We start from the raw sequence: 14,158 nt of genomic DNA on the forward strand, positions 1-14,158 counted from the left end.
ATAAATAGTACAAGAGATTCTTGTCCTGTTTATCGGGTCTATTTTTATGGAGTGACGATTGTACCTTTTACAGGCAGTTCCTGTTTACCTTGAAGCTTAAAGTAGAGCGGCAGTCCTTCAGCTAACAATTGATTGCCATTTACTGGATTCTGTTTTTGATGATGAATATGCAGATGCGGTTCGGAGGAGGCACCGCTATTTCCTACGCGGCCTAAAGTGTCTCCGACTTTTACTTGATCGCCTTTAGCCACCGTGACGCTATCTTGCTTTAGATGATAGAGTGCTAAATAGGTCCCAGTTTCTTTTACCTTAATAAATACATAGTTTCCTTGGCTGTCGAATTCATCCAAATTCACGCCATGATCTGCATCTTTGTCATAGGCTCCAACGACCGTTCCCTCAACTGGAGAAACGACCTCTTTATTCCAACAGCCGTAGCTAGCTAACTTAGGATTATTGGTGTTATAAGGTTCCATCACTAAATCATAGGCCCAGCGAGTCGCCGGCCATTCTGAATGATAATTCTCCTCATACGTATTTCCGCCCCAACCAACGACGGTCTGTTCCTTTAGCGGCCACGAAACTGTCAAAGCCGGACTTGCTTGGCTTTCTCTGATCGGATAGGCTGTGTGGAAGATTCCTATAACTAATGTAATCGGAGCTATCATAAGCAGCGATAGAACAATCGTTACTAGGCTGTTTTTAAACCGATCTTTTTTGGTGACTAAGCGGATTAAGCTGATTAATAGAATAATCAAACCAATTACCGGAAAAACAATTTTTAGTCCAAACCAGGCAAAAGTTCCCGCAAGGCCATGAAAAAATAAAACAAAAACCCAAAATATTCCTAAAATAAATCCCAACAGCCCGTTTATTATCGATCTTTTTCTCATTTTATACACCCTTTTTCTTGATCATTTTAATAAATATAGCATGTTAGATGTTTTTTTAATTCGGACTTAAGGTTGATTCGAGGATCAATTCTGCATAGTAAATAGAAAAAAATTGGATAAAAAGCCTTCTCAATTTGTGCCTTAAATCTGGTACAATATTATTAAGAAATAGCTAGTATTTATTCATTTTTTACTCATCTTCAAAGGCAGGCACGTAAATCGATACAAGAAGGGAAGTGAAAGGAGGATTATTTGTGAATCCGTTTACAAATGAAATCTCCGAAAATATGAATCGAAAAGCATTATGGATCACTCAAACCAGTGTTTTGTTGGCGCTACTGATCGTTGTTCAAGCTGTAACTTCTGGTCTAGGGAATACGTTGGTGACCGGCTCTTTGGTCAATCTGATCTTGATTGTTGCGGTGACTACTGGTGGATTGGCAAGTGGGATAAGCATTGCTTTGCTGTCACCGATTTTTGCTTTTATGTTTGGGATTGGGCCCGCATTTCCGCAAATTGTATTTTGTATCGCGATTGGGAATGCGGTCCTTGTAACGATCTGGCACTTTATTGCAGGGTATAACAAGAAGCAAAGCATCACGAATTTTGTTTTGGCGACAGTGATTGGTGCAGTAGCAAAATTTGGTGTATTGTATCTGTCGATCGTTCAATTTGTAGTTCCTATTTTGTTGAAGATGCCGGCGCCCAAAGCGGCGATGGTTTCAGGCGCATTTTCCTTCCCGCAATTGATCACGGCTTTGATCGGCGGGGGATTATCCATTTTAGTTGTTCCGGTCCTATCTAAAGCGTTGAATCGTCAGAGAGTTCATTAATCAATCAGAAAAAATAAGCGCCTAATCGATTTTTCGATTGGGCGCTTATTTAATGTTCTAAACTTTGACTCTTGTCCGATCACGGTAACTGGTGTGGAGAATATGATGGGCCTTTAGACTGCCTGGTTTGTCTAAGAATTCCTGATAGATCTTTTGTACGATCGGGCTATCGTTTGATTTACGTAAACCTTTTCCTTTGTCTTCGGAATACAAAGCAGCTGCACGTTTCGTTTTTAAATCGACGAAGTTGCGAACTGAAGCTGGCTGTACAGGTTGTCCGCCGCCGTTGATACAGCCGCCGGGACAGCCCATGATCTCAACAAAGTGATAGAATTTTTCACCAGATTCGATACGTTTAAGCAATTTCTTGGCATTGCCGATTCCTGAGGCAACCGCCACATTGATCGTTGCGCCGCTCATTTCATAAGTTGCTTCTTTGATACCCTTCATGCCGCGAACCTCTGTGAATTCCACTTGTTCCAAAGAATGTCCGGCTAAAGTTTCTGCCGCTGTTCTTAGGGCGGCCTCCATAACACCTCCAGTAGCACCGAAGATATAACCGGCACCAGTCGCTTCGCCTAGCGGATTGTCGAAGGATTCATCTTCTAATTCCACAAAGCGGACACCGGCCTTATCGATCATCCGAGCCAATTCGCGAGTAGTCAGCGCCACATCACAATCCGAGTAGCCGGCCGCTGCTTCATCTTCCCGCGTCACTTCAAATTTCTTCGCTGTACAAGGCATGATACCGACGACAAAAATATCTTTTGGATCGATGCCTTCCTTCTCGGCATACCAAGTTTTTGCTAAGGCGCCAAACATTTGCTGCGGTGATTTACAGGTCGATAGGTTAGGGATCAATTCGGGATGGTAGTGTTCACAATACTTGACCCAGCCTGGTGAGCAAGATGTGAACATAGGGAATGGACCGTTATTTCCGACACGTTCCAAGAATTCATTGGCCTCTTCCATGATGGTAAAGTCAGCCGCCACGTTGGTATCGAAGACTTTATCGAAACCAATTCGCCGTAAAGCGGCAACCATTTTGCCTTCAACGTTAGTACCGATCGGCATGTTGAAGGCTTCGCCTAAAGTTACCCGAATAGATGGCGCGGTCTGAACGATCACATGCTTCGTTGGATCTTCCAAGGCCTCCCAAACTTCCTGTGTCTGGTCTTTTTCATGAATTGCCCCTGTTGGACAAACAACGATACATTGTCCGCAGGAAATACATGGCACATCGCCTAAGTTTTGTTCATAAGCGCTGCCGATATGAGTGTTGAAGCCGCGATCATTTGGCCCGATCACACCGACTGCCTGCCATTTCGAACAAGCAGCCACACAACGGCGGCAAAGAATACATTTATTGTTGTTGCGTACCATGTGCACGGCACTGTCGTCAAATTCGTATTCACAGTTTTCCCCATTGAAATAATCTTCATCGGCAACGTTGAATTCTTTACAAAGTTTCTGCAGCTCGCAATTTCCGCTGCGGATACAAGAAAGACATTTGCGTTCGTGCGTTGAGAGAATCAATTCTAGCGTGACTCTGCGAGAGTCGAATACTTTTTTCGAATTCGTCGTGATCTCCATGCCTTCACTGATCGGATAGACACAAGCAGTCACTAAGCTGCGGGCACCTTTGACCTCGACCACACACATACGGCAAGCGCCAATTTCGTTGATTTCTTTCAAAAAACACAGGGTAGGGATCTCAATATTATTTTTTCGTGCTGCTTCGAGAATCGTCGATCCTTCGGGAGCAGTACAGATCTTTCCGTTGATTGTTATCATAACTTCTTTCACTTGCTCCACCTCCTATATGACCGTGATCGCATCGTAGCGACAAGTATCAATACATAAACCACACTTGGTACAGATCGACTGATCGATTTCATGGATTTGTTTGGCTTCACCGCTGATCGCACTAACTGGACAGCCTTTTGCGCACGCCCGACAGCCGGTACATTTGTCTGGCAAGATCCGGTATTGAATCAAATTTTTACAAACGCCAGATGGACAACGACGTTCTAAGACATGGGCTTCGTATTCTTCTCTAAAATAGCGAAGGGTAGAAAGCACAGGATTTGGTGCTGTTTGTCCTAGACCGCAAAGAGAATTTTCCTGGATGTGGTGGCAAAGTTCTTCCATTTTGTCCAGATCATCCAACGTTGCTTTGCCCATTGTGATTTTATCTAAAAGTTCCAGCAGCCGTTTTGTCCCGACGCGGCAGGGCACACATTTGCCGCAGCTTTCTTCTACGGTGAATTCCAAGAAGAATTTAGCGATGTCGACCATACAGTTGTCTTCATCCATAACGATCAAGCCGCCAGATCCCATCATCGAACCGATCTTTTTCAAGTTCTCGTAGTCGATCGGAACATCGTAATGCTCGGGTGGAATACAACCACCTGACGGACCGCCGGTTTGAGCCGCTTTAAACTTCTTACCGTTGGGGATACCGCCGCCAATGTCTTCGACGATCTCTCGTAAAGTGGTACCCATGGGGATTTCAACCAATCCAGTATTTTGAATCTTGCCTCCTAAGGCGAATACTTTTGTTCCTTTTGATTTTTCCGTTCCGAAACTAGCGAACCATTCCGGTCCTTTGAGAATGATCTGCGGGATATTAGCTAATGTCTCCACGTTGTTTACGATCGTCGGTTTTCCAAACAGTCCCTTGACTGCAGGGAATGGCGGACGTGGCCGTGGTTCGCCGCGATGTCCTTCGATACTTTCTAATAGTGCGGTCTCTTCACCACATACGAAAGCTCCAGCACCTAAACGCAAATCTAGGTCAAAGGAGAAATCACTGCCGAAGATATGGTCACCGAGTACGCCTTCCTCACGAGCTTGCTTAATCGCGATTCGCAAACGATTAACGGCGATCGGGTATTCCGCCCGGACATAGATATAGCCTTGGTTTGCGCCAATCGTATAACCCGCGATCGCCATTGCCTCAATGACTGCATGAGGATCGCCTTCCAGGACTGAACGATCCATAAAGGCACCCGGGTCGCCTTCATCGGCGTTACAGATGACGTATTTTTGATCAGATTGACTAGCTTTAGCAAATGACCACTTCATAAATGTAGGGAAGCCGGCACCGCCGCGTCCTCTTAAGCCCGAGGTTTCCAGAGTACTCAAAACATCGTCACGAGAATAGTCATTCACTACTTTAGCTAAAGCTTGATAGCCGTCAAAGGCAATGTATTCTTCGATTTTTTCTGGATTGATTCGTCCGCAATTTCGCAAAGCAACACGCTTTTGCTTATGATAGAAGGGAGTATCCATTAGTTTATTGATGATTTCCTTGGTCTCATTGTCGTGATACAGTAATTTTTCGACTAATTTACCTTTAACTAAATGATCTGACACGATTTTCTTTGCGTGCTTCGGCTGGACCTGGTGATAAAAGACAGCTTCTGGATAAATAATGACAATCGGACCTTGCGCACACAGGCCAAAACAGCCGGTTTTCACGATATTTACTTTTTCTGTTAACTCATTTTTAGCTAATTCCTCTTTTAACGCGTCAACGAATTCGCCGCTCTTAGATGAAATACAACCCGTCCCTGCACAGACGAGTATCTCTTTGTCATACTGATTTTCTGCCGCATCATGATCATCTAAGCGCATCGTGATTGTTTGACGGTGGGTGTCTCGAAGTTCTGTTAACTCATTCCAATCTTTCATATTTTTTACTCCTGACTCTAGAGGCTTCAGTCGACAACAATAAATTTTCAAAAAATTTTTCGAGCATTTGGTTATGTACTAGTTTCTAAAGGAACAACCTTCACGATTACCTATTCTTTCTTTAGATACGTAACCAGCACTTTGTCTGCTTTCTTCTTAGATAAACGACCGTAAACTTCCTCATTAACGGTTAGTACGGGCGCTAGACCGCAGGCACCGATACAGCGGCATGATTCTAAGGTAAATTTACGATCCTCGGTTGTTTCTCCCGGTGCGATCTTCAGCTCGGTCGAAAACGAATCCAAAATGTCGCCGGCACCTTTAACATAGCAGGCCGTTCCCATGCACACACTAATCGTATACTCGCCTTTTGGCACAAAGGTGAATTGAGCATAAAAGGTTGCTGTGCTGTACAATTCTTCGAGAGGAAGAGCTAGTTCTTTTGAAAGCCTTTTCAAAATTTCGATAGGTAAATAACCATAGATCCTTTGAGCCTCTTGCAGGGCCGGCATCTGGGCACCGCGCTGTCCCTTCAGATTCTCTATACTCGTTAGAAATTCTTGATGCTGACTTTCAGTTTCGATAAATTCAAACACTGCTTCTGTACTCATTGATTTTTGTATCCTCCTTTCATAAGGTTGACTAAATTCCCTACATGATCACAACTAATTCCAGTCAAAAAGTTATTGTATATAAAATAAGTATATCAAAAATAGCGGACTCTTTGTGAATAATTAGTCAAATGAGAATGAGAACTGTTCTCGAATGATCAAGTACGGGAAAGCAAAACTAGTGAAACGGGGAGAAGGGACTAGCAGGTTTTTAGGAGTTTAAGAAACACCCGTTATCAAAAATAGTGAAAAGGAATTCGATAAATTAACTGAGAATAGAAAATCGCAGTTGAATAGTCAGATACTTTTCTTTTGATTGTTATTTTAAGAGTATCTTACCTTCAATGATGAGTTAGAAAAATACTCTATCTGAGTTTGCATAATTATTTCAAAATAATAATTATTTTGGGTTGGATTAATAATCATTCTAGTTGTATGATTTTCTTGTAGGGAAAAAAATGAAAGCGATTTATATAATTAGAAAGAAAGCAGGGAAAGAGATGAGCGAACAGAAACTGAATCAACGTCAACTTTTTGGAATGAAAAGAGAGAATCTAGCGAAGAAAATTACCCAGTACTATTACGATACACTTGATGTGGCTTCAGTACTGGATTACACGATAGCGATATTAATCAGAAATGCATTAACAGTCAATGACTTTGCTCTTTTCTTGGACGAACTGATCAGAGACCTGTTCCTTTTTGCTGAACCGAATGATCTTTTAAGAAAGAAGTGCTCCTATTTTCAAAATTACTTTACGAAAGAAGAATGGGAGACAGTTGTCGGTCGACTATTCAAGAATAAGACAAGCTATTTCAAGTACACAAAAGCAGCACGGTCCCATTACGATCAATTGATGAAACCCAATACTGGAAAAGAATTAACTGATGATCGAAAGGTTGCCATCGAATCGGTCTTCAAAGATGCGAATGGCAAAAATCATAAATGGACATTGCGGGATGCAGATCCTTTGAAGGATAAAAAAGACTTTAAGGCACTTTTAGAGATATTGACAACACTACCCATTTTCGAAAACAATGGTGTTCGCCGTTTCACGCAACTGGTGGAATCAAAACGGATCTATAGCGAGATCGAAGTAGTTGTGGAAAGAAAGATACTTCCTAGAAAAACGACAAACAAAAAAGACGGAACGAAAAAGGGTCAGCAGAAGTCTGCCCAAAAGTTGACCAATAACGTTGCGGACAAAAAAACTCGTCAAACGAAGCGAACAGCGATGCCCCTTGATTTTGATCCAAACAATTTGAGTGAAGAAGAATTGCTGAAACTAGTGGAGTCAACCATCCCTGAAGATGCCGCGCTAACCGATTTCCACTTCGAATATACCGATTTGGAGACAGGAGAGGTAAGCACGATGCCAATTAATCCAAAGAAAACGAGCGTAGAACCCAGAGTTACACCAGAGACTGGGAATGATTCCGTGTCTGCTTCTTTGATAAGTCCGTCTGAAAAGGGCCAAATTCCTGCTTTAGCAGCAGTCGGAGCTGCGAATGACAAAGAATCAGAAAACCAGACGAGTCGAAAAAAACCGAATAAACATAAGCGGAAACTTTTGGAAAAATTTCAAAAAAGGTAAGTGAAAGCTGCAGGAGAAGATTTGGTTCTTGAGTAGTGTTTATTTGACGTGGGCGACAGGCGATTCTCAACATCCAATAACTGACTAATGAAACCAAAAGAGTAAAATACCCCATTCTAATTTCTGAGAATGGGGTATTTATTGTGGAGAAAATTAGCAAAATTATTCTTCTTTCGATATAAAGGCGCGAACCTCTGCTAAAGTCGGGATAGAAGTCTGACCGCCGATCTTCTGAACAGACAAGGCGGAGGCGGCAGAAGAAAAAATGATAGTCTCTCTCAGTGATTTTTTTTGTTCTAAGCAGAAGGCAAAAGCACCATGAAAGATATCCCCGGCACCAGTCGTATCTACTGGTGCTACCTTAAAAGCGGGAACGTGATGAATTATTTCTTGTTCTTGCCAGAGGCAGCCTTGATCGCCGATCGTAATCACTAATTGATTTCCATTAAGTGTGCGAAGTTGCTTGAAAACTTCCTTTATTTGATCAGGTTCATCAAGTTGAATAGGGAGTCCAGTAGCTTGATAGGCAAAGTCCTCAGAACAAACCAAGTAGTCGACTGCTTGCACCACCTCCGCCAATTCTGGTTTATAGGTCCCGGCATCCATGATCGATAGGGCGGCAGGATATTTTTTGAGGGCTTCTAACGTGGCGCTCAGTTCATGACCGTCTACGAGTAACACCTGTGGCGCTTTATCTGGCCAGACGATCGGAAATCGCTGCTCTCTCATTGGTGAATTCAAGATTGTGCGATGGCCATTCTGCTGATTGACAACGATACAGCTTATACTCGTCGCCTGCTTAGGATCACAATAAATAGAAGCGGCGTCAACTCCGCCTGCGACTAAGGTTCGAACAATCTCTTGTCCAAATAAATCCTCACCAACACGGGCGATCAAAGCCGCCTCAGCCCCCCAAGAACCGCACAAATAAGCGGCGTTAGCTGCGGGTGCTCCCATGCATTCATGACGATCGGGAATTCGATATTTCTGGTTCTCTACTAACGGTTCATTTACAGGAAAAGTTAAATCATAAACTGCTTGGCCGACACATAAAATACTCATACTTACCCCTTTCTCAAAACGAAGTTATAAACCGATATATTCAATAATGGTTCGAGTGATGATTAATAATGGAATTCGTGAATAGACGATTTGTTCACTGGCCTCCATAATTTTTTCGGAGTGCCCAACCAAGGTAATGTCAGAATACTTTTCAAGTTCGGTGGGTGTTTTGCAGCATATAGTGATTACTTTGGCCTCACAATCGCGAGCAGCCTTAGCTGTTATTGCTAGTTCAGGCGTGCTGTTTCTAAGCGAGATAATGACTAGGGTATCCTTTGCTGTAATGATGCGATGAAATTTTTTCATCCACATAACGTCCTTGACGATAATCGCATTATAGCCCAATAGTTGCAGATACATCTGCAGTTCATCTGCAATCAGGGCAGTGAAGCCACGAGCGCAAATGAATATTCGATCGGCATTTTTGAGGTATTCGATCGTTTGATAAATGTCTGTAGAGCTGATTGAATTGATCGTTTCCGTGCACTCACGATATGATTTTGCCAAAATATTATTGACAACATAGGGCGCGTTGGCTGATTCGGCTGATTCTTTTTGTTGAGAAATTTTGTAGCGCAGTTCGCTGATGCCTGAGAAACCGCATTTTTGAATGGTTCTTGAAATCGTGGCAGAAGAGGTAAAGGTTTTTTCTGCGATTTTTGTAATAGACAGTTCAGGAATAAGCTGCTCATTTCGATTCAAGAAATCAATTACTTTCTTTTCTGATTCTGACAGACTCTGATAAACTTCTTTCTTTATATCAATGATCATGATCTTCCTCCTATCTCATTCTCCCATAGTTTAGCATGAATGGATTTTCAGGATTTCCCAAAATCCGCGAAAAACTGTAAGGGTTTTCCTTTTCGGCGTATAGCTTTTCCAAATGAGGCATTATATGATTGAGATGAATCAAACGTACGTATATTCTAACATTTTTATATTTGCAGAAGATATAAGAAGATGGCCATCTTTTTTGTTAGGGATTCAGATAACGCTTAGGAGGAGTTTTTGATGTACGTTACTTTAAAAGAAGTTTTAACTGAGGCAAATCACCTGAATATGGCGATTGGGGCCTTTAATACTCATAACTTGGAAATGCTGCCGGCAATCATCGAAGCAGCCGGAAAACAAAAGACCCCGGTGATTATCCAAACAAGCTGCGGCACAGCAAACTATGTCGGTCATCGCAATCTCGTTGCTGTTTGTAAATCAATGGCCGAAGAATATGGAGTGGATGTTGTCTTACATTTAGACCACGCCAAAGATTTTGCTGAAATTCGAAAAGCGATTCGGGCAGGCTACAGTTCAGTCATGTTCGATGGGTCGTCGCTGCCCTTTAAGGAAAATATTTTAGGAACCAAACAAGTCGTCAACTTTGCCAAAGAATACGGAGTAAGTGTTGAAGCTGAATTAGGGACCGTGGGTGGAACGGAAGACGGATTGGTCGTCAGCCAAGATGAAGTTTTTTATACTGATCCGAAAGATGCCGTTGCCTTTGTCGCCGAGACCGGAATTGATGCGTTAGCTGTGGCGATCGGTACCAATCATGGTCAATATATGTCGAAAACGGATATCAGCTTTGAACAATTGGAGAAAATCAAAGAAGCCGTTGACATTCCTTTAGTCATTCATGGCGGGACTGGTGTGAAGGATGACGATGTGAAAAGAGTCATCGAGCTGGGGATTCGCAAGTTCAATGTCGGTACAGAACTATTAGTTGGTTGGAATCGAAAATCAAAGGAATGCTACGAGACACATAAGGAAAACGTTTCAAATCGGGATAATGTGGTTCCTTGTCTAGAAACGATTGAAGCGATTGTGGCTCGGAAAATCAACTTATTCAAAAATATGAGTGAGTGAAAGGAAGAAAAATGAAAGCAGGATATTATGTAGGCGATTACACTTATGAAGTGAGAGATATTCCAGAGAATGAACCTGTTGAGGATCAAGTAAAGATCCGTGTCGCTTGGTGCGGCTTATGCGGAACGGACGTCCATAAGTTTCAAGGAAAAAATGGTGCAAGCGTGGTTGTTCCGCCGATCATTTTAGGTCATGAGTGTTCAGGGATAGTGACCGCCGTCGGCCCGGAGTGCAAGTATTTCAAACCTGGTGATCGCGTGGCCTGCGATCCCAGCTACGGCTGCGGAAAATGCAGCTGGTGCCAACAGGGCTTTCCAAACTTTTGTATAGAACGTCATGGCGTGGCTAAAGGTTTTTCAGAATATGTTTATCCGCCAGAGCAAAATGTTTATCCGATCGCTGACTCGCTTGATTTAGAGACAGCGGCTTTTACAGAACCGTTATCCTGCGCGATCCACGGCTTGGATCTGATTCAGATCCAAAGCGGAAAAACTGTCGTCATGTACGGCATGGGGGCGATCGGTTCACTGATGCTGCAACTGATCAAGTACAGTGGTGCTGGTGAAATCATAGTGGTTGAACGGGAAGCGGAAAAACGAGAACTGGCTTTGAAACTAGGAGCGTCGTTGGCTGTGACCGATCAGGAGATCGAAGCTCTTTCGAAAGAGCTAAACATTGATTATGTTGTCGAATGTATCGGATTGAAACAAACTATGGAACAGGCGATCAAGATTGCGGGAAAAAATGGCAAGGTTTTGCTATTCGGTTTGGGTGATCCCGAGGAGCCAGTCTCCTTCAATCAATTTGAGGCGTACACCAAGGAACTAAGCATCTATACGTCATTTTTAAATCCGCATACTTCTGAAAGAGCCGTCAAACTTTTAGAAAGCGGGCTGCTGGATACAAAAAGTATCATCAGCGCGGAATTAAGCTTGGAGGAAATCGGCAGTGAACTACGTGCGTTAGAGTATTCACGAAAAGGGAAAGTGATGGTTTATTTAAGCAAAGAACATTAGGGAGGAAATATAATGGTAATATCAGCAGTTTTGGTTGCAATCTTAGCAACGATGGGTCAGTGGTGGTTTTTTGGTCCTGTAACAAAATGTTTAGTCTATCCACTAACGACCGGAACATTGGTTGGTGTGTTTATGGGCGATCCAATGTTAGGGATGATGGCTGGTGCGAATATTCAATTGATTTACCTAGGTTGGATATCTGCGGGCGGAACTATGCCGAGTAATACGATTGTCGCAGGGGTGTTTGGAACGGCGATGACGATTTTGTCTGGGGCAGATGCAAAAATGGCTGTGACATTTGCGATTCCTTTTAGTATGCTGGGACTGCTTTTGAATCAAATTTACATGACAGTCAATGCAGCCTGGATTCATCGCGCCGATAAATTATTGGATCAGGGCAATTTGCGGGGCGTACGGCTAATGAACTTTGTTCCGTCTGCGTGTATGGCATTTATCTTATACGGGATTCCTGCGTTCTTACTTGTCTATTCTGGCAGCGGCTGGGCACAGCAACTGATTGATATGGTACCCAAACATGTGATCAGCGCACTGGAAGTTGTGGGCGGAATCATGCCCGCGCTAGGGATCGCTATGTTGTTGAATTATTTAGGTAAGAAAAAGTTGATTCCTTGGTTTTTCGCTGGTTTCTTTTTGACCGTTTATTCAGGTTTGGGGATGACCGCGATTTCGATCTTTTCAGCAATTATCGCTTTAGTAATGTATTTGAACAGTAATAATAAATCAGAAGACAAAGTCGAGAAGAAAAAAGTAAAACGCTTATCTGTAAACAAGAAAATTGATTCAGTGGAAGCCGCTCAGGTAAATGACCGTGGAAATACTCCGGCTGTTGCTCCCGAATATACTAAGAAGCTTTCTAAGAGCACTTTGGTGAAAACGTGGTTATGGACAACGAGTACAGAATCTTGCTACAACTATGAGCGGTTACAAGCCTTAGGTGCAGCAAACCTGATGATCACCCCGATTCGCGAATTGTATGATACGAACGAGAAACAGGCGGAAGAGTTAAAGAAATATATGGTCTTTTACAACTCAGAAGTATTTACTATTGGACCAATCATCAACGGGATCGCTTGCTCAATGGAAGAGGCGCGAGCGAACGGTGAAGATGTTGAGGCAAAAGATATCAATGCGGTTCGAACAGGGTTGATGGGACCGGTCGCTGGGATCGGTGATACGGTTATGCAAGGAATCTTGTTCCCTATTCTTTTTGGGATTGGTTGTTCACTGGCATTAGAAGGAAGCTACTTAGGTCCGATCTTGTCCTTCGTTGTGTTTGAAGCACTAATTTTTGGTTGCGGTTACTTTATGTTTATGACAGGATATAAGCAAGGAAAGACCTCTTTATTGAAAATTTTGAAAAATGGCACGATTGATAAAATCATCAACTCGTTTAGTATCGTCGGTTTGATGGTTGTCGGTGCAATGGCGGCAAGCCGCGTAACAGTCAACACTCCACTGGCGATTAAGGTTGGGCAAGGTACCACTAAGATTCAAGATGTGTTGGATTCATTGGCACCAGGCTTGATCCCATTAGGCTTGACGTTATTAGTATGGTGGATGCTGAAGAAGAAAATCAATACGTTGTATATCATTATCGCAATTTTTGTAGTTGGAATTCTGGCTTATTATCTGGGGATTTTAGGATATGTGAGCTAAAAATAAATGAGGTGGGTAAATGGTTAATGTGGTCATTATCAGTCATGGCGAGTTTTGTGAAGGTTTATTGAGCAGTTTAAAAATGATTGCGGGAGATACCTTCGGAGTCAAAGCAGTGCCTTTGATTCCCGGCGAGGCTCCTGAGAGTTATCGTGAAAAATTGGCGGACACCCTTTCATCCTATTCAGAAAAAGAGCAGGGGTTCTTGATTCTTTCAGATATTGCTGGCGGCACACCGTTTCAAAGTGCTGCTTATCTATCGAAAGAGTTTAAAATTGGACTCGTCTCTGGGATGAACATGCCGATGTTATTGTCATTGACACTGGGAAAAACCGCAGAGGATACATTAGATTCTTTGGTGGAAAAAGCGACAACAGAAGATTGTGTGGGAATTCAAAGCAAGGTATTCGGCAGAGGGGAGCGGAAGCAGCGTGCAAAACTTAGTATTAACAAGAATTGATGACCGTTTGATCCATGGACAAGTTATGACTGCTTGGATCAAAAACAAAGGAGCCAATCAGGTGGTGATCGTTGATGATGGAACGGCCAATGATGAGTATATGATTGAAGTGTTAGAAATGGCGATTCCCGAAGAGATCGCGATCGGTATCTTTACGAAAGAAGAAGGGGTTCAATTCTTCAGCCAAGGCTTGGATGAGCCGACGATTCTGTTGGTGAAGGGACCAGAAGCGTTAAATTATCTAGTTGATAATGGGATTCAAATCGAGGAAGTGGATGTTGGTGGTATGGGGACGCGGCCGGAGCGCAGCGTTTTATACAAAAATATTTCCACGAGCGCGGAAGAAAACGAACAATTCAACGCGTTGCTTGAGAAAAAGGTTAACGTATTCATTCAAGTGATGCCGCAAGACAAACCAGTCAGTGTAGATAAATATCTGAAGTAGGAGCAAATAC

13 protein-coding genes are annotated in these 14,158 nt (G+C 42.9%); 7 read left to right on the forward strand and 6 right to left on the reverse strand.

What is annotated here, in order from left to right; translation table 11 throughout:
- Window positions 1–44: 44 nt before the first annotated feature.
- Window positions 45–893 carry a M23 family metallopeptidase gene (locus tag I585_RS19855; RefSeq protein WP_010740238.1) on the reverse strand — a complete coding sequence of 283 codons (849 nt, stop codon included), beginning with the start codon at window positions 891–893 and terminating at the stop codon, window positions 45–47.
- Between the two features lie 287 nt (window positions 894–1,180).
- Here I585_RS19855 and I585_RS19860 point away from each other — a divergent pair, with 287 nt between their 5' ends.
- The gene (locus I585_RS19860; protein ID WP_034709548.1) at window positions 1,181–1,726 is read left to right on the forward strand and encodes an ECF transporter S component; all 546 of its coding nucleotides are present in this window, start codon (window positions 1,181–1,183) and stop codon (window positions 1,724–1,726) included.
- Window positions 1,727–1,783: 57 nt separating this feature from the next.
- Here the strand turns inward: I585_RS19860 and I585_RS19865 are convergent, their stop codons facing one another.
- From I585_RS19865 to I585_RS19875, 3 genes are all read right to left on the reverse strand, one after another.
- Window positions 1,784–3,532 (reverse strand): NADH-dependent [FeFe] hydrogenase, group A6, encoded by a 1,749-nt coding sequence (locus tag I585_RS19865; protein ID WP_010740236.1) that lies wholly within the window; start codon window positions 3,530–3,532, stop codon window positions 1,784–1,786.
- 12 nt (window positions 3,533–3,544) lie between these two features.
- Complete coding sequence (gene nuoF, locus I585_RS19870; protein WP_010740235.1) at window positions 3,545–5,422, reverse strand: NADH-quinone oxidoreductase subunit NuoF; 1,878 nt, start codon at window positions 5,420–5,422, stop codon at window positions 3,545–3,547.
- 110 nt (window positions 5,423–5,532) lie between these two features.
- Window positions 5,533–6,033, reverse strand: coding sequence for an NADH-quinone oxidoreductase subunit NuoE family protein (locus tag I585_RS19875; protein ID WP_010740234.1), 501 nt, complete (start codon window positions 6,031–6,033; stop codon window positions 5,533–5,535).
- A 458-nt stretch (window positions 6,034–6,491) separates the two neighbouring features.
- On the opposite strand from I585_RS19875, the gene I585_RS19880 reads away from it, so the two are divergent.
- Window positions 6,492–7,628: a hypothetical protein gene (locus I585_RS19880; RefSeq protein ID WP_051104512.1), complete on the forward strand. Its 1,137-nt coding sequence runs from the start codon at window positions 6,492–6,494 to the stop codon at window positions 7,626–7,628.
- A 162-nt stretch (window positions 7,629–7,790) separates the two neighbouring features.
- Here I585_RS19880 and I585_RS19885 read toward each other — a convergent pair whose 3' ends face one another.
- Window positions 7,791–8,690: a carbohydrate kinase family protein gene (locus I585_RS19885; protein ID WP_010740232.1), complete on the reverse strand. Its 900-nt coding sequence runs from the start codon at window positions 8,688–8,690 to the stop codon at window positions 7,791–7,793.
- Between the two features lie 24 nt (window positions 8,691–8,714).
- Window positions 8,715–9,461: a MurR/RpiR family transcriptional regulator gene (locus I585_RS19890; protein ID WP_010740231.1), complete on the reverse strand. Its 747-nt coding sequence runs from the start codon at window positions 9,459–9,461 to the stop codon at window positions 8,715–8,717.
- 240 nt (window positions 9,462–9,701) lie between these two features.
- Between I585_RS19890 and I585_RS19895 the strand changes: the two genes are divergently transcribed.
- Genes I585_RS19895 through I585_RS19915 form a run of 5 tightly spaced genes read left to right on the forward strand, consistent with a single transcriptional unit; the run spans window position 9,702 to window position 14,148 of the window.
- A complete protein-coding gene (locus tag I585_RS19895) occupies window positions 9,702–10,550 on the forward strand; it encodes a class II fructose-bisphosphate aldolase (protein WP_010740230.1) in 849 nt (282 codons plus the stop codon).
- A gap of 11 nt (window positions 10,551–10,561) precedes the next feature.
- Window positions 10,562–11,566, forward strand: a complete 1,005-nt coding sequence (locus I585_RS19900; protein ID WP_010740229.1) for a zinc-dependent alcohol dehydrogenase family protein — start codon at window positions 10,562–10,564, stop codon at window positions 11,564–11,566.
- A gap of 12 nt (window positions 11,567–11,578) precedes the next feature.
- A complete protein-coding gene (locus tag I585_RS19905) occupies window positions 11,579–13,243 on the forward strand; it encodes a PTS system mannose/fructose/sorbose family transporter subunit IID (protein ID WP_010740228.1) in 1,665 nt (554 codons plus the stop codon).
- Window positions 13,244–13,262: 19 nt separating this feature from the next.
- A complete protein-coding gene (locus I585_RS19910; RefSeq protein ID WP_010740227.1) occupies window positions 13,263–13,703 on the forward strand; it encodes a PTS sugar transporter subunit IIA in 441 nt (146 codons plus the stop codon).
- Window positions 13,675–14,148, forward strand: a complete 474-nt coding sequence (locus tag I585_RS19915; RefSeq protein ID WP_010740226.1) for a PTS sugar transporter subunit IIB — start codon at window positions 13,675–13,677, stop codon at window positions 14,146–14,148. The genes I585_RS19910 and I585_RS19915 overlap by 29 nt, the downstream gene beginning before the upstream one ends.
- Window positions 14,149–14,158: the final 10 nt, after the last annotated feature.

The sequence above is a fragment of the Enterococcus malodoratus ATCC 43197 genome (genome assembly GCF_000407185.1).
Taxonomy (GTDB): Bacteria; Bacillota; Bacilli; order Lactobacillales; family Enterococcaceae; genus Enterococcus_A; species Enterococcus_A malodoratus.

Coding starts and splice junctions, on each gene's coding strand:
- I585_RS19890 (WP_010740231.1), bottom strand. CDS start 9,461: ATGATCATTGATATAAAGAAAGAAGTTTATCAGAGTCTGTCAGAATCA.
- I585_RS19885 (WP_010740232.1), bottom strand. CDS start 8,690: ATGAGTATTTTATGTGTCGGCCAAGCAGTTTATGATTTAACTTTTCCT.
- I585_RS19860 (WP_034709548.1), top strand. CDS start 1,181: ATGAATCGAAAAGCATTATGGATCACTCAAACCAGTGTTTTGTTGGCG.
- I585_RS19900 (WP_010740229.1), top strand. CDS start 10,562: ATGAAAGCAGGATATTATGTAGGCGATTACACTTATGAAGTGAGAGAT.
- I585_RS19895 (WP_010740230.1), top strand. CDS start 9,702: ATGTACGTTACTTTAAAAGAAGTTTTAACTGAGGCAAATCACCTGAAT.
- I585_RS19910 (WP_010740227.1), top strand. CDS start 13,263: ATGGTTAATGTGGTCATTATCAGTCATGGCGAGTTTTGTGAAGGTTTA.
- I585_RS19875 (WP_010740234.1), bottom strand. CDS start 6,033: ATGAGTACAGAAGCAGTGTTTGAATTTATCGAAACTGAAAGTCAGCAT.
- I585_RS19855 (WP_010740238.1), bottom strand. CDS start 893: ATGAGAAAAAGATCGATAATAAACGGGCTGTTGGGATTTATTTTAGGA.
- I585_RS19905 (WP_010740228.1), top strand. CDS start 11,579: ATGGTAATATCAGCAGTTTTGGTTGCAATCTTAGCAACGATGGGTCAG.
- I585_RS19880 (WP_051104512.1), top strand. CDS start 6,492: ATGAAAGCGATTTATATAATTAGAAAGAAAGCAGGGAAAGAGATGAGC.
- nuoF (WP_010740235.1), bottom strand. CDS start 5,422: ATGAAAGATTGGAATGAGTTAACAGAACTTCGAGACACCCACCGTCAA.